The sequence below is a fragment of the Reichenbachiella sp. genome (assembly GCF_033344935.1).
Taxonomy (GTDB): Bacteria; Bacteroidota; Bacteroidia; order Cytophagales; family Cyclobacteriaceae; genus Reichenbachiella.
Genome location: NZ_JAWPMM010000001.1, coordinates 4,804,052 through 4,827,310 on the forward strand (window position 1 = coordinate 4,804,052; position 23,259 = coordinate 4,827,310).

At 40.7% G+C, this 23,259-nt stretch carries 14 protein-coding genes; 5 read left to right on the plus strand and 9 right to left on the minus strand.

The window, feature by feature from the left end; genetic code table 11:
• Positions 1 to 21: 21 nt before the first annotated feature.
• Together R8N23_RS20590 and R8N23_RS20595 are read left to right on the plus strand one after the other, a co-directional pair.
• Positions 22 to 795 (plus strand): hypothetical protein, encoded by a 774-nt coding sequence (locus R8N23_RS20590; protein ID WP_318173495.1) that lies wholly within the window; start codon positions 22 to 24, stop codon positions 793 to 795.
• Positions 796 to 995: 200 nt separating this feature from the next.
• Positions 996 to 1,766 (plus strand): hypothetical protein, encoded by a 771-nt coding sequence (locus R8N23_RS20595; protein ID WP_318173496.1) that lies wholly within the window; start codon positions 996 to 998, stop codon positions 1,764 to 1,766.
• 84 nt (positions 1,767 to 1,850) lie between these two features.
• Here R8N23_RS20595 and R8N23_RS20600 read toward each other — a convergent pair whose 3' ends face one another.
• From R8N23_RS20600 to R8N23_RS20620, 5 genes are all read right to left on the minus strand, one after another.
• Positions 1,851 to 5,597 carry a M4 family metallopeptidase gene (locus R8N23_RS20600; protein ID WP_318173497.1) on the minus strand — a complete coding sequence of 1,249 codons (3,747 nt, stop codon included), beginning with the start codon at positions 5,595 to 5,597 and terminating at the stop codon, positions 1,851 to 1,853.
• A 321-nt stretch (positions 5,598 to 5,918) separates the two neighbouring features.
• Positions 5,919 to 6,785, minus strand: a complete 867-nt coding sequence (gene ygiD / locus R8N23_RS20605; RefSeq protein WP_318173498.1) for a 4,5-DOPA dioxygenase extradiol — start codon at positions 6,783 to 6,785, stop codon at positions 5,919 to 5,921.
• Between the two features lie 44 nt (positions 6,786 to 6,829).
• Complete coding sequence (locus tag R8N23_RS20610; RefSeq protein ID WP_318173499.1) at positions 6,830 to 8,029, minus strand: THUMP-like domain-containing protein; 1,200 nt, start codon at positions 8,027 to 8,029, stop codon at positions 6,830 to 6,832.
• An 89-nt stretch (positions 8,030 to 8,118) separates the two neighbouring features.
• Complete coding sequence (locus R8N23_RS20615; protein ID WP_318173500.1) at positions 8,119 to 9,111, minus strand: aspartate-semialdehyde dehydrogenase; 993 nt, start codon at positions 9,109 to 9,111, stop codon at positions 8,119 to 8,121.
• Positions 9,112 to 9,359: 248 nt separating this feature from the next.
• Positions 9,360 to 11,765 carry an ABC transporter permease gene (locus R8N23_RS20620; protein WP_318173501.1) on the minus strand — a complete coding sequence of 802 codons (2,406 nt, stop codon included), beginning with the start codon at positions 11,763 to 11,765 and terminating at the stop codon, positions 9,360 to 9,362.
• A 72-nt stretch (positions 11,766 to 11,837) separates the two neighbouring features.
• On the opposite strand from R8N23_RS20620, the gene R8N23_RS20625 reads away from it, so the two are divergent.
• Both R8N23_RS20625 and R8N23_RS20630 read left to right on the plus strand, forming a co-directional pair.
• Positions 11,838 to 12,209 carry a DUF1801 domain-containing protein gene (locus R8N23_RS20625; RefSeq protein ID WP_318173502.1) on the plus strand — a complete coding sequence of 124 codons (372 nt, stop codon included), beginning with the start codon at positions 11,838 to 11,840 and terminating at the stop codon, positions 12,207 to 12,209.
• An 81-nt stretch (positions 12,210 to 12,290) separates the two neighbouring features.
• Complete coding sequence (locus R8N23_RS20630; RefSeq protein WP_318173503.1) at positions 12,291 to 17,579, plus strand: lamin tail domain-containing protein; 5,289 nt, start codon at positions 12,291 to 12,293, stop codon at positions 17,577 to 17,579.
• A gap of 334 nt (positions 17,580 to 17,913) precedes the next feature.
• Here the strand turns inward: R8N23_RS20630 and R8N23_RS20635 are convergent, their stop codons facing one another.
• The 4 genes from R8N23_RS20635 to proS all read right to left on the minus strand — a co-directional run bounded on the left by R8N23_RS20635 (position 17,914) and on the right by proS (position 21,787).
• Positions 17,914 to 18,696: a carboxypeptidase-like regulatory domain-containing protein gene (locus R8N23_RS20635; protein WP_318173504.1), complete on the minus strand. Its 783-nt coding sequence runs from the start codon at positions 18,694 to 18,696 to the stop codon at positions 17,914 to 17,916.
• A 67-nt stretch (positions 18,697 to 18,763) separates the two neighbouring features.
• A complete protein-coding gene (gene floA / locus R8N23_RS20640) occupies positions 18,764 to 19,744 on the minus strand; it encodes a flotillin-like protein FloA (RefSeq protein WP_348436162.1) in 981 nt (326 codons plus the stop codon).
• Between the two features lie 17 nt (positions 19,745 to 19,761).
• Positions 19,762 to 20,232 carry an NfeD family protein gene (locus R8N23_RS20645; RefSeq protein ID WP_318173506.1) on the minus strand — a complete coding sequence of 157 codons (471 nt, stop codon included), beginning with the start codon at positions 20,230 to 20,232 and terminating at the stop codon, positions 19,762 to 19,764.
• A gap of 70 nt (positions 20,233 to 20,302) precedes the next feature.
• Positions 20,303 to 21,787 carry a proline--tRNA ligase gene (gene proS / locus R8N23_RS20650; RefSeq protein ID WP_318173507.1) on the minus strand — a complete coding sequence of 495 codons (1,485 nt, stop codon included), beginning with the start codon at positions 21,785 to 21,787 and terminating at the stop codon, positions 20,303 to 20,305.
• A gap of 88 nt (positions 21,788 to 21,875) precedes the next feature.
• On the opposite strand from proS, the gene R8N23_RS20655 reads away from it, so the two are divergent.
• A complete protein-coding gene (locus tag R8N23_RS20655) occupies positions 21,876 to 23,234 on the plus strand; it encodes a hypothetical protein (RefSeq protein WP_318173508.1) in 1,359 nt (452 codons plus the stop codon).
• Positions 23,235 to 23,259 lie beyond the last annotated feature (25 nt).

The window sequence follows — 23,259 nt, forward strand, 5'->3', positions numbered from 1 at the left end:
GTAGTTAATCAAAATTGAAATATGCGAACCCAGCTAATAACCGCGCTTTTAGTCATTTTTACATTTGCTACTTATGGCCAAGACCAATGGCTGGTGACCACCAAATTGGACACCATATATGGCAAAATATATTTGGACACAGGTGATCCCTTACAAGCGGATGCTGCCAGAATTATCAACGAAAATGGAAAAAATGCCCATAAAGCTTACAATCTGTTGTCAGTTCATTTGAGCACGAACAAGGACTACAAAACATTAAAAATTGATGGCCGATATCAATTCGCTAAGGTTGATCTCATCGGTGAATATGTTAGTAGATATCTATATAAGGACCCTGAACTGAGCGCTTCCCCGAATTTCTCATTGCCTATTCTGGAGAACTGGAAAGGGGAACAATACAAAATAGGTCGTATGACTTCAAGAAAAGATTTTGCTGAGTTCATGAAGGATTGCCCTTCGCTAAGAGATCAGATATTAAATCGTGATGTCAAAAAATCAAAGGACATGGATTTAATTCTTCTTAGGTATAATATGTGCATTGATGAAGCCAGAAATCAGACTGCGGAAAATAACCCTATGCAATATTTAAGCCCTGAAGAAAAGCTGCAAGTGTTTGTCACGGATTTAAAATCTAAAAAATTGTATGAGGGTGACTTGATCTCCATGCTAAATGACATAGAACAGAAATTAAAAACCGAGCAATTTATTCCAAAATATCTGCAGCAAGTTATCTTATCTCAACTGGGAGACAATGAGGAGATGAAAGCTCAATTCTTAGATATCATCGAAAACTAAAGGCTAAACGGCATTTCTCGGCTCCAATGCAATTACTTGGTAGCCAAGAAATAACGGCTAACACGGACACTTTTGAGGACACCTATTTAGAAAAGAATTGAATATTTCAGTCGTAAGAGACCTTGAAGGCCTATGAGCTCGTGTTTATTTAAATAAAGCCAAATAATTTAGTTTATTTAGCGCTATAACAAATTCGATATATGCGTACGCTCATACTTTCTACAATACTTTCAGCGATTTACTCTTTCTCTTATGGCCAGGAACAATGGCTTGTAACTGTCAAAATGGATACCGTTTATGGTAAAATTTACCTTGAAACCGTCGATCAGTATAGAGCGGACGAAGCAAGGGTAAAAGATGAAAAGACAAAGGTTAATTACAAGTCCTATCAGATTCGTTCGGTTCATTTAGGAGAAAATCAGGATTTTGAAACACTAAAAATCGATGGAAGATATCAATTTGTACAAGTAGACATCAAGGGTAAATATTTCAGTCAGTATTTATACAAGGATCCCGAACAAGTCACTTCATCTAACTACGTATTAAAACTATTAGTCAATTGGAAAGGCGAGCAATTCAAATTCAGCAACCTGACTTCCAAGAAAAAATTCGCCGAATATTTTCAAGATTGTAAATCTTTAAGTGAGAAAATTGAATCAGGAAAGCTAAAGAAAAAGGATCTGGAGAAAATAATTGCCGAATTTGATAAGTGTATGGAAGAAAATAAAAACCAATCTGTGGTTGTGCAATCTGTAGCCCCTCCGGTTTCCACCTCCGCTATGGAAGCGTTCATTTCTGATCTCAAATCTAAAGATCTATACAATGGAGAAATTGTGACTATGCTTGAAGATATCAACTTAAAAATAGCCAACCGGCAAAGTATTCCTAATTATATGCAACAAGCTGTTCTATCTCAACTGGAGGGAAACGAAGATTTAAAGGCTAAATTTTTAGCGCTAATTAAAGAATAAAAAAGCCGGAGAGGCTGCCCTCTCCGGCTCGTATTTATATTAAATAATAAAAGGTTGCAGTCAAATAACGACTCATTCAGTCATTTATTCTTTTGTGAACTTTTTGATTACAGATTTTCCTCCTTTATTAACCAATTGAAGCAAGTATACACCTGATTTTAAGGTGCTTACATCTACTTTACTGTTCTCTAGTTGTCCACTGGAAATTCTCTTACCCATTAGGTTCGTGATTCTATAAGACACTTCATCTCTAGTCGTTACGATATTTAAGAAATATCCAACCACTGGATTAGGGTACATATCCACACTGACCGGAGTACCTACCGAAGACGGTGATGAACCTCCAAAACCATACGCAGTAAAGCTTGCTCCGCCTACACAGAAAGGAGTGGTTTCACTTGAACCAAACGACCCACCAGAAGCTAAAGTGGTACTTCCGTCAGTCAAACTATATGAGCCACTGCCATAGCTGCAGCACATACCATCGCCATAGGCATCATTCATCACTAAACTATAGCATCCATCCGCCAATTCGACATTGACATTCAAGGTAGAGCCATCCGCCTGTGAAGCGTAAGTGCCACCAGAGGCTATCGTAGTGCTTCCACTCATAATAGACCAACTGGTCTCTTCTGGATAATTATCAAAGGTCATAGTTAATGTAACGTTTGTAGTACCTCCCGTACTTCCAGCAGAGAAGGCAATATCGTCTACAGCCATATCTCCTCTGTAACTTGAACCCGTTACACCAACAAATCTTAGTTTAACAACGTCTCCCGTATAAGTATCCATATTGACATCTGCAGTTAACCAGCTATTTCCTTTGTTGCCTGATTGCGACCATACGGATGACCAGTTATTTCCGTCAGTAGTAGCTTCAAGTGTAAGGGTTCCCATGTTAGTTCCATACATATGGTATTTAAATGAGAAATTAGCAGCTGACTCTCCTGACAAATCATAACAAGGACTTTCAATTCGGGTCACCTTACTTGGATAATTCGGGCTAGATGCTTCTACATACATATAGTAACTTCCTTCAGATGCGCTGCTTGGCCCTGTGCTACTTGATGGTGTAGACCCCGTTCTTCTAGTCCAGTCCAGATCATCTCCGCTTTGATTTGTCCAGGCACCAAAACCAGACTCGAATCCTTCGCTATAAGGTATGCTAGTAGTAGATGAACAACTCATTCCTGCACTCTGGGTAGTTACGTTTACCGCATTGCTCGCATCAGAAACATTGCCAGCCAAATCCTTGGCTCTGACGGTAAAAGAATAAGAGGTAGCAGCAGTTAATCCAGTAATATTTGCAGAATTAGTTGTTACAGTTCCAATATTAGTGGCGCCTTGATATACGTCATAACCAGTGACACCGACATTATCCGTAGAGGCATTCCAATTGAGTGTAAGAGTGGTCTGAGTAATATTTGAGGCAGCCAAACTAGTTGGAGCCGAAGGTGCTTCTGTATCCGCAGAGCCAGTTACTACATTGATAGTATAGTCTTCTACTTCACCATATTGAAAAGACTCACAAGAAGTTGGGATACCGTTATACTTCATGGACACTCTCATTCGAGTATTACCATTAGTCGCGCCAGTAGGAACTGTAAATGATCCACTGACAGGAGAAGTTTGCGAAGCGGCTTGAGAATAAACCTGCTCTCCAGCATCTGCAAAATCTCCATCTTGATTGTAATCAATCCAGACAGAGTAGGCTTCATTATAAACAGTACCCGACCAAGTTGGCGTAATGGTTATCGTATACGCGTCACCTTTGGTTAAACTCGTCGATTGAGTAGTGTAATCTCCATAACCACCTGATGATGCACCCGTAGCATTGTCGATGGTATTTAACTGCACTCTACCTATGTATTCATCAGAAGTACTATTTCCATTTGAAGAACAATAGTTTAATGGTGGTGTTCCTGTGGTGGTTACATTAAGATTAGACGATAGTCCACTTCCTCCACTACCACAATTGGCTACTACGGAGCAAGAATACTGTGTCCCTGTATTTAATCCAGTGGCAACATGACTAGTACCAGAAACATTAGTTGAAGAACCTCCTACCGTAACGGTATACGAGGCTGCTCCTGAAACGGCACTCCATGACAACGTAAAGCCATTGTCATTAATACTTGACGAAGCTAAATTGCCTGGTGCAGCCAATGAACAAGTTTGAACATACTCGGAACCAACACCAACAGCATACCATGAATTCGTTACGGCTATTTCCTGCGCTGATCCTGAACCAAATAATTCTACAGCAGATTGTATAGAGTAAGTCCTGAAATCTGCGTAATCAGAATTGGTATTAAGATAAACAGACTCTGTTCTCCAAACGATCGCAGCTGCATCATCCACTCCTATACCCGTTACGCTATAAGAGTCATTGTTATCATTAGTATCTGTCTCTCCAGCGACTAAGACATAAAACCAGTGGTTGGTTACGCCACTATTCGTGTGTACCCCACAGTAGTCATTTTGATTACTAGGCGTACAGTTTTGGCTCACCCAGTTAGTTCCACCATAAGTATCTGGATCTCCATAAGCTTTTGGGTTCGACATAGATCTGAAGGTTTGCCCAATTTCAGTCCCTAGGTTCCAAAGGTCTTTGTTCAATCCATAATTTTGATTGACATAATACTCGACACAAGCTCCCCAAATGTCGCTAAGCCCCTCGTTCATTGCTCCCGACTCTTTTTCATAAACCAAATCAGCTGTACCTGTACAAAACGCGTGGCCAATTTCATGAGCGGTAATATCCACTGTAGTTAATGGATCTAGGCTATTTCCCTTACCATACACCATCACATAGCCTGTCCAAAAAGCATTGTCATTGTACCCTGCTGGGTAACCATATACAGACTCAATGTCTGTGTTCACATGACTCTCTATTGAAGCGCCATTTCCATCATAACTGTCTCTGTTGAAATTGCTCATAAAGAAATCATAGGTGGCCTCCGCAGCAAAATGTGCGTCTAATGCCGCGTTGTCTTTATCGGCATTGTCATACTCTCCAGCCGTCCAACTATTATTGTTGTCGGTATAGTCCGAAGATCCATTAGGTCTTCCTGTGGTTTGATTGGCACTCGTAGCAGTAGTTCCGTCATAAGTCAAAATACCATTGCCTCTAGAGTAATCTCTCAACCTGTAGCTACCTGCATTGCTATCTGTATGAATAGTTTGTGTACCGCTGTAGCGCGTAGCCCCTGACCCCACAGCATCCGCATGTTTGATCACACTGTTGTATCTCACAACTTCTCCAGTCTTAGCATCGATATAGACATAAGCATTCACGAAGGGTTTGTTACCCAAAATGTGAAACTTATAGGCCAGACGTGCTTTGTAACCATTGGAAGTATTTTGCACAATAACCAACTCTCCTTCAGGTTTGTCCTGAGTAGCTAGCGTTCTTCCGTCATTGGCCTCCCAGGCAAATTCACTAGCACCAGTCGCTGACTTGGCGGCACTCAAAGCATTAGCTCCGGTAATCTGAGGGTTGATATCTACCTCAGCTATCGTTGCATAATTACCAGTCATATGAGTCGCCACTCCATTTTTAGAGTGGATGGTATAAGTCGATCCTTCTACTCTTATGCCTTTATAATAGTGTTCAAATTTCTCGTGGCGATAGCCCAGCTGGTCATCCTCTGTCTTAAGAGGTTTCATCTCTTCCGAGGAATTCATGCGCAGTTGATTTCTCAACAATTCAGTTTTGGACATTTGTCCTTGGCTAGCTTCTAGCCGGATAAAGGTTTTGGATTTGTCTTGAGCAAATCCTTGATAGCAGACACATGCCACTATCAAAAGGGTGTATAACACTCTTTTCATAATAATTGGGTTTAGTTGAATAATTAAATTAGTAAGTATGATCGGACAGTCTAGCTGCTGTTAGACTGGGTTTGATCCAAAAGAAATGTGTGTGAAGTCGAAAAGCTACAAATGAAGTTATAGCGATATTTTCGATATAATATTTCGACTGACGCCGAATATAATAGCGTATGCATTTGGGTTAGGTTAGGTTAAAAAATATTATTCTGATTCAGAATAATTCCACAATATAGATTTTAAAAATCAATTAAACAAAAAATGCAGCTGAGGGCTAGTAAACGGCGTTTTATTACTAACGAGCGTTAGTATTTTAGCCTAGATCTATGATCCAATCACAAAAGATCTCATGGCCATTGATCCCATCAGAATAGATTCGTTGAAAAAGGTAAGTGTTTCTTTTTCATCTCGAAGTGCCAGCGTGTAGAGCATGGGTAAATAATGCTCATTGGTAGGAATCGATAGCATGGCTTCTTGTCCTATTTTTGAATAATTAATCAAGGTAGAATAATCGTTATTCTCGATCCACTCCTTAGTCTTCTGATCAAAATTCAATGCCCAATCATAAGGCTCATCAGAATCCCATCTCGCCATTCTCAAATTATGAATGATATTCCCACTACCTACAATTAAAACCCCCTTCTTTCTCAACGCTTTCAGCTCTTGAGCTAACTCATAATGATACTGAGGGCCTTGCTTATAGTCCAGACTAAGCTGGAATACAGGCACATCCGCTTCTGGAAACATTTTGATCAAAACCGACCAAGTGCCGTGATCCAGTCCCCATTCGTGGTCTTCTTCTACCGTTGTTTTCTTCACTTCCTGAATCACTTCGGCCGCCATTTCCGGCGAACCGGGTGCTGGATATTGCACATCAAATAGCGCCTTCGGGAAACCTCCAAAATCATGAATAGTTCTGGGTTTAGGCGTCATGGTCACCATGGTGCCTTTAGTTTGCCAGTGAGCTGAAATACAAAGAATCGCCTTAGGTTTAAGTCCCTTTCCCATTTCCTGCCAGCCACGCGTTATATCATTCTCTAAAATGGCATTCATAGGATTACCATGGCCCACAAAAAGTGTTGGCATTTTTTCGCTTTCGCTAATATCTTCTATTTGCTTAGTCCAGGTCTTTAGTGACATTCCTACCATAGGTGTTGTTGCTAATAGTTTTAAAAACTTACCCCTTTTCATATTTCTATTTGAAGTAGAAGCTAAAAGTGGATCAATTAGTTCCCTTACTTCTGAGCTTTGTCACAAACCAAAGCAGCTAAACTACCATCCATCAGCTTCGTTGCGAAAAGATACACTTCTCCACCCTCTTTAACACCTGTTTTTCGCCTGATGTCTTTGACTGAGAGCGGATAATTGCGAACCGTGATATTCGCCTTGCCTTGCGGCAAATAGGGTTTGAGTTTTTTCTTATTCAGAACCGTTTGGGCGATGATTTTAAAGGCGCGGCCAGGAAAATTTTCAATCAGTAACTCTGAAGTATAGAGATGTGAGTTACGCTGCAGCTTGTTTACCGCAAAAGCATTTGATACAGCATTGAAACCTCCTGCTTTCATAATGGAAGCATTTGGTTCATACAGAAAGTTGAGCGGCTGACTAAAGGATGGTGTCATTTCTTCCTGGCTTTCTGAAAAGGTGAATTGTTCCTTGCCTTTCTTCATCAAATTAACTGCTATTCTATTCGCTGGGCCTTCATAGTCAGGTACTATTCGAAACAATAGCTCCTTGCACTCATTCTTCACAGAAACAACATGAACTTCCTTCACATTAGGCAGTACTTCCAAAGCCAAATGGATATCCAGCAATGGGGACAATTTGATCAGCACCTCTGCTTTGCGTTCTAAAAGCAGCGGAATAATGAGGTTCAAATCCGGCGAACAATCTTCAATTTGAAAGACTTTTTGATTGGCGTCGTCGCGTCTAGCCGGATCAATAAAATAGCAGTCTGCAGGTTCCTTTTCCAGTTTTAGATACTCTTCAGCAGTACCATGAAATTGAGTAATGTCATTAACCCCAAGCGCCTCAAAATTATGTTGAGCCAGCACCTGCAATTCACCTGATCGCTCGATATAATTGGTCTGTTCAAATTTCTGAGACAGATAGTACAAATCGATACCCAATCCTCCAGTCAAATCTGTGACGGTCTTTCCCTCCACTAGCGATGCTTTGTATTTGGCCGTCTCTTCGGACGAACATTGCTCCATGGATACACCGTGTGGAAATATTATTTTTTGATTAGCATACCACTCTGGTAATTTGGATTGTGCCTTTTTTCTCGACTGGATTTGAGCGGCAATTTCCCGAATGGGTAATTCCGGGTATTTCTTTGACTGTAGCACCAATGCTAGCGGGTCATCATTCAGATGGGCCTGAATAAATTCCCGGACAGGAACGGGACTAAGGATATCTACGAGTGAATTGGACATAAAAAAACTGGCTCAAATGTAAATCATTCGAGCCAGTCATTCTTTTGTGCGAATGGCTAATTCACACGAATAACTAAAATAGGTTTTTCTTAGAGTACTAAGTTGTTCTCAGTCACATATTGAGCAATCTGAACAGCATTGGTAGCGGCTCCTTTTCTCAGGTTATCTGCCACGATCCACAAGTTCAGTGCGTTTTCTTTAGATTCGTCCTTTCTGATTCTTCCTACAAAGACTTCATCCTTTTTGTGTGCAGTCAATGGCATAGGGTAGACATTATTAGCCACATCGTCTTGAATTACCAGACCAGGCACTTTAGAAAGAATCTCTTTCACTTCGGCCAAATCATAAGGATTATCGAATTCAATATTGACAGATTCTGAGTGACCGCCTATGGTTGGGATACGAACGCAGGTAGCAGAAACTTTAACGTTTGCATCACCTAAAATTTTGACCGTTTCGTTAGTCATTTTCATTTCCTCTTTGGTGTATCCATTTTCTTGAAACACATCAATATGAGGCAGTACATTCATGTCAATTTTGTGTGGGTAGACCATATCAGGTGTCTCACCGTTTCGTTCGGCCATCATCTGATCTACTGCGCCTTTACCCGATCCGGTTACCGACTGGTAGGTAGATACAATCACACGGTTGATTCCATATCTTTCATGCAATGGACCCAATACCAATACCATCTGGATCGTAGAGCAATTAGGATTGGCGATGATTCTGTCGTCGATCATAATGGCTGAACCATTGATCTCTGGCACGATCAATTTTTTAGATGGGTCCATTCTCCAGGCCGAAGAGTTGTCAATCACGATCGTGCCAACCTCCGCAAATTTTGGTGCCCACTCTAAAGAGGTTCCTCCGCCTGCAGAGAAAATAGCAATATCAGGCTTGGCTGCTACTGCATCTTCCAGACCTATAACGGTATGGGCTGTTCCTTTGTATTCAATCACCTTACCCACTGATCGGGCGGAAGCGACCAACATCAATTCGTCGTATTCAAAATTTCTTTCTTTTAGGACTTCGAGAATTTCCGATCCTACTAATCCTGTGGCTCCAACTACTGCTAATTTCACTTCTTGTACTTTTTAAAATTGTTCGCTTTAGAAAAGTGTAAAAGCTTACAACTTCTCTAACAATCGAATCTGATTGATTAATTATCTCTGGGTTCCATGAATTGAGAATTCAAAATTAGCACAATTAAATGGAGAATTTGAACAGTGAATTACTGAAATTCATTGAGAATGTTAACGAATGCGACTATTTGTTAAATTATTAACTGATAAAAATACTCATCGCCAATATCTAACAAATTTGAGCCCCATTATTCTCTCAACATATTTACAGGATTCTCCAAAGCCGCTCGAAATGAATACCAACCAATAGATAAAAAGCCAATCACAAGGATAGAACCGATGGATAAGAGAAGAAGCCTAACCCCTATTTCAATTCGGTAGGCAAAGTTATTGAGCCACTCATCCCCTAAATAGTAGGCAATAGGCAAGCCTATGAGAATGGCCAAGCCAATCACAGATAATTGCTTAAAAGTGAAGTATTTCAATATCCAAAGTTCGGAAGCTCCAAGCGTTTTACGGATGGCCACTTCTTTTCTTTTCAATCCTGTGAGATAGGCAGAGAGTCCATACATACCAAAACCTGCTAGGAATATGGCGAGCAGAGTAAAAATTGAAAATAGCTTCTGAGTATGAGATTCCGTTTCATACAGCTTCTCCAGACTAGAATCTAAAAAGGAATATTCTACCGGCTTTTCAGGTGAAAATACGGTCCATTGACTTAGCATTTCTTGAACTGCCTGTTGGGTTTGACTTTCTTTCACTTTAAATACCAATCTATTGGTGGACCTCATCCCACTAGAAATCACTAATGGGCGAATACTTTCATGCAAGGAGTGAATGTGAAAATCCTCGACCACCCCAATTACTTTAAGCTGTCTGGTGCCCATAGTGTTTTTGAGGAATGAATTGACCGCCTCATCCGGAGTTGTCCAACCAAATTGTTTCATGGCTTCTTGGTTGATCAAGACAAACCGTGCAGTATCTGTAAAATCACTCTTTCGATAATTTCGCCCTGCCAGCAGAGACAAGCCAAAAATGTCTGCTCCATGTTCATCACCGACAAAGTAGAAGGAGACATTGACTGGATTTCCTTCGCTTTCAGTAGTTGTATAGGTAGTCGCACCATTCACAAATCCGGGAACAGAAGATACAGCCGATCCCTGCAAAATGTGGGGGGATTTGAGCATTTCATTTCTGAATACCTCGGCCTTTTGGTTTAATTCATAAGCGTTGTCAATGACCAGAAGGTTCTCTTTGTCATATCCTAAATCAACAGTTTTCAAATATTGATTTTGCTCATAAACCACCAAAGTGGATACAATCACAATTAGTGAAACTCCAAACTGAAGTCCCACGAGGATATTTCTAACCCAACGCTCTTGGCCAGATTCTGTACTGCTTTTAGCATTTGAGCTAATTACTTCAGTAGGATAAACTGTTGACAGTTTTAATGCAGGATAAATACCTGCTACAACACCAAGTACCAAGGCAAAAACAACAAACAACAACAAGAATGATGGGTTTAGCAATACATCCGATGACCACATTTTCCCAGATAAATCATTGAACATCGGTAGTATCTGGAAGGACAACAATAAGGCAATCACTGCCGAAGTCAGCGTAATGATCAACGACTCCCCTAGCAACTGTCTGGTCAATTGGGCTCGAGAAGCTCCCATAATTTTCTTCAACCCTAACTCCTTCATTCGTTTGCCTGCCTTGGCCGTAGAGAGGTTGATGTAATTAAGACATGAAATGATCAAAATGAATATCCCTACCGCCATGAACAGTTGTACATTGCTTTTGTTGCCATTGGGCATAAACTCCCATCGCAAGTTTGAGGTCAAATGAATATCGGTGAGCGGCTGCAAAAAATAATCATAGCTATTGCCTTCTTCCAACCACTTATCAAAATCCATTCCGCTGGTATTCAAAGCCATTTGCTGTAAAAGAAACTGATGCATTTTACTTTCGAATTGTTTTGTATCTACCCCAGCATTGAGCTTAATATACGTGAAGTAAAAGAAGGCTGTACCCCATTGCGTTCGATATCTGGACTCCCGTGAATCAACCATAGGCAAAATCAAATCAGCTTCGAAATGTGAATTATCCGGCAAGTTTTCAATCACCGCACTGACTTGATAATTCACACTGTCGCGAATGATCAGTTGCTTACCTACAGCCTGTGTGGTATTAAAATATTTCAAGGCCAGCTTTTCAGTAAGTACTACCTGTCGAGGCTTTTCCAGAGAGGTACCCAAATTTCCATCCAAGACTTTCAAATCAAAAAGTTCAAAAAAATCCGGATCTGCGTACAAACCCTCCTTCTCAATATAATCCTGATTATCAACGCTAACGTCAATGTCTCCTTGTGATATTCTACTCGCATTCTCAATAACAGGGAAATTGTCTTGAAGCGCTAGTCCTACTGGAGCCGGAATAGAGGCCCAACCTACTTCGTTGTTTGGATAAACACGGTTGAGTGCCACCCTATATATGCGATCAGCATCCGTATAGTGATCGTCATAAGTCAGCTCACTTTGCAAATAAAGAAATATGAAAATCGTTGAAGTAGTGCCTAACACCAGACCAACAAGATTGATGGCATAGTATAATTTATTTCTACGTGCGTTTCGGAGGAAGAATTTTATCATAGTGGTAACTTTAGAAAAATGCCTCTATTAAATTATTACATTTGACCAATAAATGCCATCAACTAAGATCAAATGACAGATGTCGCCACATATATAGCAGACTTTGAGGGTCCTCAAAAAAAACTATTGCGTGTATTGCACGAACTTATTTTGAATCAATTTGACCTACAAGCCAAAATCAGATATCGCATCCCATTCTACTACAACAAGAGCTGGATTTGCTATTTGAATCCTATAAAAAAAGATGGTGTTGAGCTGTGCTTCTTACGGGCCAATGAGCTTTCCAATGAAAATGGAGCATTAGATTTCAAAGACCGAAAACAAGTCGCCGGTATTTCCTACTTCAGCCTTGAAGAAATTGATGAAAGAGTATTGAATCCGATCATTCAGGAAGCACTCATTTTGGATGAAACCGTAAAGTATGCCTCGAAACGGAAGAAATAATAAAAGGATAATGAAGACGATGGCCAACCCCTTATTTGAGATCAGCAATTATCAGTATTTTAGTCCTCGTATTTTAGCCATATGAAGCACTTACTTACCCTTCTTGCTCTGCTCGCCATTCAGGTAGCTATTGCCCAGGTCAATGATGATTTTTCTGATGGGGATTTTAGCAATAATCCAGCGTGGAGCGGGGATACAGGAGACTTTGTGGTTTCTGCGAATGAACTCCAACTAAACGCGGGTGTTGCTGGTGAATCTCATCTAACTATACCGAACACAACAATAGACAATACAATTTGGGAGTTTTCAGTCAAATTAGATTTTGGAACATCAAGTCAAAACAGGGCATATATATACTTGGTGTCTGACATTGATAACCTTCAAGCCAATGTGAACGGATACTACGTTTTGGTCGGAAATTCATCTGATGAAATAAGTCTGTATAGACAAGATGCTACAACCACATCAGTCGAAATTATAGATGGAACCGATGCTACCGTCGAAACACCTCCCACCAATGTACGAATAAGAGTGACCCGAGATGCTCTGGGTAATTGGGAATTGTTGCGAGATTTATCTGGAGGTACTTCATTCACGTCAGAAGGAACAGTATTTGATGACACCTATACGTCAACAGCATTTTTTGGAGTCCTATGTGACTATTCTGTAGGTAATATTAAAGGTTTCATATATGATAATATCTCCATTGGATTTGCTGTATCCACTTTAACCTTGGAAGGAACCAATATGATCAGGGCAAAATTCAACCAAAATGTACATGAATCCACTGCGGAGGATGTGTCAAATTATTCACTAAACAATGGTTTTGGCCAACCTACATCAGCGGAAAGAGATTTAACTAATCATGATGAGGTGCTATTAACCTTTGATAGTGATTTTTCAAATAATAGCTTCATTCTTTCCGTGGATCAAGTTGAAAATGCCTCTCAGGATGAAATTATTTCGAACCAAGACAAAGGATTCAAAGCTGAAGTCCAAACACCCTTCAGAAATATCGTCATCAATGAATTTATGGCGGATCCAAATCCTGTGGTAGCACTGCCAGATGCTGAATATGTGGAGTTATACAATACCTCAGACTATTCCATCAATGTTGCTGAGTTTACCTTAGATGGTGAGTCATTGACTGATTTTATTTTGATGCCCGATACATATGTTACGCTTACTGACAATTCCAATATTGGATTATTTTCTGGCGATGTTATCGGTCTAGAAAACCTTTCATTGAGCAATACAGGAAAATCACTCCTACTCAATGACAATCTGGGCAATTTGGTAGATAGTGTAACCTACAAAGCAGCAAATGTTATCGGCGGTTATTCTCTCGAACAAATCAATCCCGAACTGCTGTGCAGCACAGAAAACAACTGGATAGCATCCAATCATGCAGATGGTGGCACACCTGGAACACAAAACAGCGTGTACGACAATAGCCCAGACATCACCGGTCCAAACCTTATCGACTTTATTGCTACCGATCCAAACACATTTCGCCTCACCTTCGACGAACCTATGGATGAAACCTCACTCAGTAGTGGCACCTATACTTTCGACAATGGCATCACTGAAAATGGAATTTCATCATCCACTTATACCGCTCAGATCGCTGTGACTCCCACCTTGACGAGTGATGTAAATTATACTGTAACCGTAACTGGAGCGAAGGACTGTGCTCAAAACGATATTCAAACTAATACCCTCTCCTATACCTATGATACCAATCCTCCTGTACTTGATCATATCGTAGTAAAAACTGCCAATCAAATAGAAGTTGTTTTCAATGAAAACTTGAACAAGGACATTGCCGAGACGGAGAGCAACTATACCTCCGATCATTCGGGCATGCATCCTACTTCTGCCATTAGGGATGACGTGGACTTTTCCACTGTGAGTCTGATTTTTGCAGACGATTTTGTGCTCGATGTAGAAAATACGCTAACCATTGAGAATTTGCAGGACATACCAGGTAATGCCTTGGCCGCAGCATTGACTCCTACCTTTACCTTGAGTCAGCAAATTGATACCGTACAAGTAATGGGCATCAACCTGCTGGACATCTATTTCAAACAAGATCTAGATGTGACAAGTGCTAGCACCTCAGGCAATTACTCGGTGGATGATGGTGTGGGTAGTGCCTCTACTGCCTTTGTGGATAGTCAGGATGATCGTTTGGTTCATTTGGCCTTTGCCAATAATTTCGACGACAACAAAGCATTGACCCTCTCGGTAAGTGGCGTGATGAATGCAGATTCTGATCTCCTCACTACTCCGGATATTTCCTTCATTTACGACACCTCATCTCCAAAACTCGATACGGTAGAGGTTTTGTCATCAACCTCCTTGGCCGTTGTATTTACAGAAAAAGTGGGCAAACAATCAGCCGAGTCCAAAGAGAACTATGAGTACGAAGATATTTTCCCCATCGACGCCTCACTAGAAGCAGATCAACGAACTGTCATTTTGGAATTTGAAGAGGCATTTGAAAGAGAAGTAGTATTCGAATTGCTGATTGATGAAGTCAAAGACCTGTATGGCAATGAGATAAAAACCAGGCTCAAACAAGAATTTGTCTACGATGTATTCGCACCAGAATTGGACAGCATCATTGTAAAATCTCCAAATGAAATAATTCTTTGGTTCAATGAAAAAGTGGATCAAACCACTGCTGAAACTGCTGCCAATTATATGATAGGAGAAGGTATCGGTCAACCAACTACAGCCATTCAAAATCCTGAGTTTCAATACCTGGTGACCTTGGAATTTTCGAGCGACCTACCAGAAATGGCAGCCATCAGTTTGGCCATTTCAACAATGTTGGACCAGAGAAATAATGCTTTATCGAAAGCTATTACAAGTACTTTCGACTACCATATTTTCTACGTTGGTATGATCAATCCTGTGAGCCAAAATCAGATTGAAATTGAATTTAATAAGACTCCTTCCACTGGAACCAGAGCTACATTGGCCAACTATACCTTGAATGGCCACACCGCCTCTACGGTCAACTTTACATCCGATCGCATGGCCACGGTTACTTTCGATCATGCTGTAAATGATAACTCAAGCAATACGCTAAACATTGAACATGTTACCCAAAACTCCAATCCAATTTCAATAAATAATTATGTCTTTAATTTTGATAGCCGAGTCTTGACCGGCAGACTTGTGGGTAATCGAACGGTTGAGATTGAATTCGAAATAGGACTTGATCAAGGACAGGTTTTGTCTCTATCCAATTTTACCGCTTCACCTACTTTGGGTAATTGTGTTGCAGCAATTATTGACCCTGACGACTCAGAAAAACTTAGACTAACCTTCGAGCAAGCACTTGCTCCTGACGTGGCTTATAAAATTTCCTGGCAGGATCTATTCAATGAATTTGAACACAGGTTACCAGATTATTTCAGCACGGTGATCAATGATCAAACTGCTCCATCGGTAGCCGAGTATCTTGTTTTGAATGAAGACAAGATATGGATAAAGTACAGTGAACCCTTGAACGAAATCTCCGCTGAATTCTCTCTTAATTATGAAATCACACCGACCCTTGGGCATCCTTTTGAAGCCAAATACACAGCCTCTGACTCTTCTGTTTTACTAACGTTTTCTTCCTCCTTGTTGGAAGCAACCAACTATACGTTGACAATCGACAATATTGAAGATCTTTCCGACAACGCCCTATTTGATTATAATATCGCATTCTCTTATACAGCACCTGATATTCCAAATTTTGGGGATCTAATTATTACAGAAATCATGGCTGACCCCTCGCCATCTGTAGGCCTTCCTGAAGTGGAGTATGTGGAAATTTTCAATACTACTTCCGAGGAGATTTCGCTTACAGGCCTAATTGTAGTGGATGCGAGTGGCTATGTCATATTAACGGAGGGGAGTATTTCTGCCAACCAATATTTAGTATTGACCTCCACTTCAGGGGCCTCACAATTGCATGGAGTTAATGTACTAGGAATCTCCAGTTTTCCATCCTTAAACAATACTGGCGAATCCCTTTCTCTTTACTATGGCTCCTCCCAAATTTTTAGTGCCTCGTATGCTTCCGATTGGTATAAAGACAGTGAAAAATCTGATGGTGGCTGGTCTCTCGAAATGATTGACACCGACAATCCCTGTGGTGAAAAAGCCAACTGGAGCGCATCGACTGATGCTATAGGAGGAACGCCAGGACGAGCCAATTCCATACAAGCATCAAATCCAGACAACTTTGGCCCAGAACTTATTCAAGCTTTAGCTATCACACCAGACAGCTTGCATTTGACGCTAAATGAAAGGCTACATCCAGATAGTTTTGAACAAGCAAAAATTCAGCTTGAACCTGCACTGTCGATCTCTTCACAGCATTTGTTTCATCCTATTTTCGATAAAGTGGCGGTATCTTTAGGGGAACCGGTTAGTCCAGGCCAATCCTACGAAGTCACATTGACGCAAGTCTCAGATTGCAAACAAAACTTAATCAGTATAGACCATCAAACGGTTCGCTTTCAACTTCCTGAAGAAGCAGAAGCTCAGGATATCGTAATCAATGAAGTACTTTTTAACCCAAGATCCAATGAAGTCGATTTTGTAGAGATTTATAACAAATCAGACAAAGCCATTGATTTGAAAGATTGGCGGCTGGCCGACAAATTGAGTGACCAAAAAATCATCTCCTCCGACCATTTTGTCATTTATCCATCAGAGTATCTAGCCCTTACGCCAGATCCAGATGTACTGAATTCAGCCTATTCCAATGGTGACTACACACGCATGCGAGCTATGAACAGTTTTCCGAGCTTATCAGATACGGAAGATTCTGTAATTCTTATTACTGATCAAGGACTTATCGTTGATCAAATGGAATACAAAGACGACTATCATTTCAACTTACTTGATGATGACGAAGGTGTTTCTTTAGAACGAGTCGCATTTGAGGTAGAAAGCACCAATCCCGACAGCTGGAGGTCAGCCGCCAGTACCGTTGGATTTGCAACCCCAGGTGTAGTCAACTCACAATTGCAAGCTGCCAATCAATCATCAGCTACTGTGTCGATCGAACCTAAAGTTTTCGTACCCGACAATACTGGCATGAATGATTTTACAACTATTAGTTATCTACTCAATCAAGCTGGAAACTTTGCCAATGTTCACATCTATTCTTCGCATGGTGTTTTGATTAAGACACTGGCTGAAGGTGAACTGCTGGCTACCAATGGTTTTTTCACATGGGATGGAATCACTGACAATGGCAGTCTGGCTTCAGTCGGTTACTATGTGGTTGTATTTGAAATATTCGATGGACAAGGTAATAAATCCCTTCAAAAAGAAACAGTAGTACTCGGAGCTAGATTTTAGGACTTTTGCAGTATAGAATTTCATTTTTAGGAGAATCCCCTAATTGATATTTACGGTTTTACTCTATTTCAGCTCTGCCCATAATACCACAATTTTGCTATACACAAGATCAGTTTAAAAACTCACCAGCTATGAGTATTTCGCAATCTTTAGTATCAAAGGGAATTAGGTTGCTCTTCAGCAATGAAGAGAATGTTTGGTATGCCGTCATAGGAGAGCGAAAAAAATATCTTGGCAGCGAACAAGATTGTAGGGTGTTTTTAAGGGAACTTAAGAACTAGGTAAATTGAGGATGTTCGCTTATGAAAGCACGAGTCGCGAGTCTCGTGCTTTTTTATTCCTCTTCCAGTTCCTTGAGGTGCTCGTAGTACTTTTTGATGGCGTCAGGCAACAACTTAATCAACTGATATTCGGAACAATCCGCCACATATTGAACCGTCAATCCTGAATACTGGATAAAATCTCGATAATAGTAATCATCAAAATACTCATTGATTTGATCGAATGCTTGATCCAGATTCGACTTAGCCTCTTCATAAACCAGATCATCAGCTTGCATTTGCTTCAGATATAAATAATTCTTCTTTTCCTCTTTGTAGCTTTTACTAAAAGCCCGATACAGAGCGGTCATAGGACTAGCCACTGCACCCAATCCCATATGATAATCTTTCTCTGCAGGTTTGTTAGAGTACTTCACGCCAGGAACGTAATAAACCTCACGTTCCGGTTGTTTGATGATGGTATTGGCTTGATAATCAGAGGTAATTTCTACATCATCGAGAATAATGGTACTTCTATGCATAGCCAGAATTACTTTTTGCACTTGATCCACATTAGTTATCACCATGGATAGGGAATCGTATCCTACCAAACGAAAATGCAAAGTATCAAGGTGATCGATTTCAAACTCAAATCGACCTTCGTGAGTGGTAGTGGTGCCCAAATGCTCTTCTAGGTAAACATGGACATTGGCCAATTCTTCCAGGCTCATGCCGTCGAGTATTTGCCCATGTACGGTTATTTTTTGTGCCGAAGAATGGTAAAAGCAAAAGAGCAGGAGCATAAACCCCAACAGTTTGGGCACAAAAAAAACGGGCATTCTCGTACTCCAGCTCATTTGTTGCATCAAACAACTAATGCCAGGTAAGTATCTGAGGATGCCCGTTGGTATAAAATTTTAGCTTTTAACTTTTTGGCTTCTTGCTAGAGCCTGAGCTTTTAGGCTTCGAAATAGACTCTCTCATCTCAGTATCTGCCTTGATGTTGTCCATTTTGTAATAATCCATGATGCCCAAGTTGCCATCAATGAAAGCTTGCGCCATTGCTTTAGGTATTTCAGCCTCCGCTTCGATTACCTTGGCTCTCGCTTCCTGTGCTTTGGCTTTCATTTCTTGCTCTACGGCCACCGCCATCGCTCTTCTTTCTTCAGCTTTAGCTTCAGCTACTTTCAAATCGGCTGCCGCTTGATCCGTTTGAAGATCGGCTCCAATATTTTTTCCTACATCTACATCGGCAATATCAATAGACAGGATTTCGAACGCAGTACCTGCATCCAAGCCTCTGGTCAGTACCAATTTCGATATTTTATCTGGGTTTTCAAGTACCTCTTTGTGTGTGACAGCCGAACCAATCGACGTCACAATACCCTCGCCTACTCGAGCCAAGATTGTGTCTTCACCAGCACCCCCTACAAGTTGAGCCAAGTTTGCTCTAACCGTCACTCTCGCTACAGCGATCAACTGAATACCGTCAGACGCAACTGCCGCTACTCTTGGTGTGGTAATTACTTTAGGGTTCACAGAAATCTGTACCGCTTCGAATACATCTCTACCTGCCAAATCAATCGCAGCCGCTTGGTTGAATTCCAAAGCAATGTTGGCTTTATCAGCCGAAATCAAGGCTTTGATTACGCTAGGCACATTGCCTCCCGCGAGGTAGTGCGTTTCTAATTCATTTGAAGTAACCGTAAGGCCTGCTTTTGTCGCCGTAATTAAAGAATTAACAACTAACGATGGTGGCACTTTTCTTATTCGCATAAACACGAGCTCAGCCAAACCTACCCGAACATTAGAAAATACAGCAGTGATCCAAAGGTTAACCGGAACAAAATATAGGAAGGTGAAAAATAGGATAATCGCCCCAAAGAGCGAAATTATCATCATCATACTACTCATTATAGGTATTAGTTTATTGGTTCTACAATTATTTTATTTCGCTCCAACTTGATGATTTTAATCGCTGTGTTTTCCAACACAAATGGACCAAGCGAAGACACTTCATATTCTTTATTATCAAATTCAGCTTTTCCAACAGGCTTCAGGGAAGAAATACACTTGCCTTCCTGACCTATCTCGAGTGCTGAAGTTAATCCCTCATTTACGGGAGTTTTCATTACACTTTTATTGGAAAATTTATTCCAAGCCCCAGATTTAAAACTCAAAATAATCGCTGTCAAACCTGCAGCCATAGATACTGCCAGCACGATATGCCCAGTGTCTACTCCGTATAATTCATAACTTCTATATACTCCGTATACACCCACCAAAAACCCTAAAATGCCAACGATAGTTGTGCCAGGCACAAAAATGATCTCAACGATGATCAAAGATATCCCTGCTAAAATCAAAAACGCTATAAGAAAATAGTCTAGCAATATTGGTGGTTTAAAATTAGTATTCGAATATACAATATAGGGGTGAGTTTCAACTCAACCCCTCTTGTTTTTAATACGCTTTCGCAAATACTACTCTTCCTTTTGAAGGCTTACCTGAGTACACGCATTTTCCTTCCTCTAGTTTCTGATCTATCGGAATACAACGAATGGTAGCTTTAGTTTCGTTCTTGATCTTCTCTTCTGTTTCGGCAGTACCATCCCAGTGCGCATATACAAACCCACCCTCTTCGCTATTGATAATCTTTTTGAACTCTTCGTAAGTATCCACTTCAAACGAATGTGAAGTTCTATAGTCCAACGCCTTTTTATATATCGTTTCCTGGATGTTATCGAGTAATTCAGATATGCTTTGCGCAAAATTGTCATCTAGTGGCATCACGTTCTTTTCAAGCAAATCTCTTCTAGCTACTTCTACCGTGTTATTCTCTAAGTCTTTAGGCCCAATAGCAATTCTAACTGGTGTACCCTTCAATTCATACTCAGCAAATTTCCAACCTGGCTTGTGCGTCTTGCGGTTATCAAACTTTACGGTGATACCCAATTTTTTCAAATCTGCTTTTATCTTCAAAGCCACTTCAGATATTTCAGCCAATTGCTCATCACTTTTGAAGATAGGCACGATCACCACTTGGAATGGAGCCAATTTCGGAGGCAACACTAATCCTTGATCATCAGAGTGTGCCATAATCAGCGCGCCCATCAATCGTGTACTTACTCCCCAAGAAGTACCCCACACATATTCCATTGCTCCGCCTTCTGCGTTGGCAAATTTTACATCAAACGCTTTCGCGAAATTCTGCCCTAAGAAGTGGGAGGTTCCCGCTTGTAAGGCCTTTCCATCTTGCATCAAAGCTTCAATACAATAGGTATCCTCGGCTCCAGCAAATCTTTCGCTTTCTGACTTTACTCCTCTCAATACAGGTAAGGCCAAGAAATTTTCAGCGAAATCAGCATATACGTTCATCATCTGAACGGTTTCATCAATGGCCTCTTGCTTGGTTGCGTGGGCGGTATGCCCTTCTTGCCATAAAAACTCAGCCGTTCTCAAAAACAAACGAGTTCTCATTTCCCAGCGCACCACATTGGCCCATTGATTGATCAGCAATGGCAAGTCTCTGTAAGACTGAATCCAATTTTTATATGAGTTCCAAATGATGGTTTCCGAAGTTGGTCTTACGATCAGTTCTTCCTCCAACTTAGCATCAGGATCTACTACGACTCCTTTGCCGTTCTCATCGTTTTTTAATCGATAGTGTGTTACTACCGCACATTCTTTAGCAAATCCTTCCACGTGGTCGGCTTCTTTGCTGAGATAAGATTTAGGGATGAATAAGGGAAAATAAGCATTAGAATGGCCTGTGTCTTTGAACATTTCATCCAGCGTAGCCTGCATTTTTTCCCATATGGCAAACCCATAGGGTTTGATCACCATACAGCCTCTTACATCCGAGTTTTCAGCTAAATCTGCTTTTTTTACTAATTCATTATACCACAAAGAATAATCTTCGCTCCGCTTTGGTAATCCTTTACTCATCTTGATTTCTTAAATTTGGTATGGATATTGCTTTCTTATCCGCAAAAATTGGACACAAATATAATAGGTTGTCCAGTAATTAAAATCAATGTCTTACCAATTAAACCCGGAGGTAGTTATGATTCTAAAAAACTTAAAGTCGCCTGCAGTATTAGCTTTGACCCTTTGTATGGGAATAGCACACACCGGATTTGGTCAAGACGAATACGATGACATGTATTTTTCTTCAAAAGATCGAAAGAAGATAAAATACGCCCAGGAAAATACTGAAGCCAGTATAACATACGAGTCTTACTCGAATAATACTTATGACAATCCTTCCTACTCCGCTAAAGAAGTAAATCCAGAATATATTGAGAAATACAAGCAGCAGGCCAGAGCCTCTGTAGCAAGTGAGGTAGCCGCAGCAGAAGGAAACACTAATCCTACTTATAGTAGTACGGATTACTTTGTAGAAGGAGAAGTCGCTGACTACGACAACCCTTCTTTCTACGATGATCCCAAATACAATAGACAAAACGAATCAACTGTAGTCAACAACAACTACTACGGAAATGCATATCGCAACCCATATTACGGCGGTTTCAATTCATGGGGACCTTCCATGATGATGAGCTATAATAACTGGGGTGGTTGGTCTTATGGAATGAGCTATGGTTTTGGTTGGGGAAATGGGTATTATGATCCTTTCTTTTATGACCCGTTTTATTGCCCAGTATATAGCTATAATAGTTATAGGTGGTACGGCAATGGTTATAACAGAGGTTTTTATAACGGTTATAACTATGGCTACTATGCTGCCAATGGAATTGATAATGGCTACCAAAGGCATATTACAAGAGGTGCAAGAGGAAGCAGAAGTCAATCCGCCGCCAGCAATTCCAGCATTGTGAAATATTCGTCGACAACACCAGCCAGGAGTTCGGGCAGAGCTGTGGCGACAAGTGGAAGAGCAAGTGGTTCAACTCGAATTGCTAGTACATCCAATAGTAGTGGAAGAGTAGCCAATCAATCTAATAATCAGGTTCAATCACAAAATGAATACCTGAGAAAAGCCAACGTAAGTACATCACGTTCGCGATTGACAGAATTATCGAACAGAACAAATTCGCGTTCAGTCGTGAGTAGCAGAACGACATATACTAACAACAATTCCAGGGTTTCGTCTAACCTTAATAGGCAAAACAACAGTCTCACGAAGACTCCGTCAGTTTCTACCAGAACTACGCGAAGTACCAATAGCTCGCGAAGTTCATCTGGAAATGTAAGAAGGTATAATTCTCAAAGTTCATCTTATTCAAGTCCTTCGAGAAGTTCATATTCGGGAACACGGTCATCCTCTCCGAGCCGGTCTTATGCCGCTCCATCAAGATCAAGTAGTGTATCCAGAAGCTCTGGAAGTTCTTCTGGATCTTCAAGTAGATCAAGTTCACGAGGAAGAAGGTAAGTCATCAGCATTCGAAATAATTTTT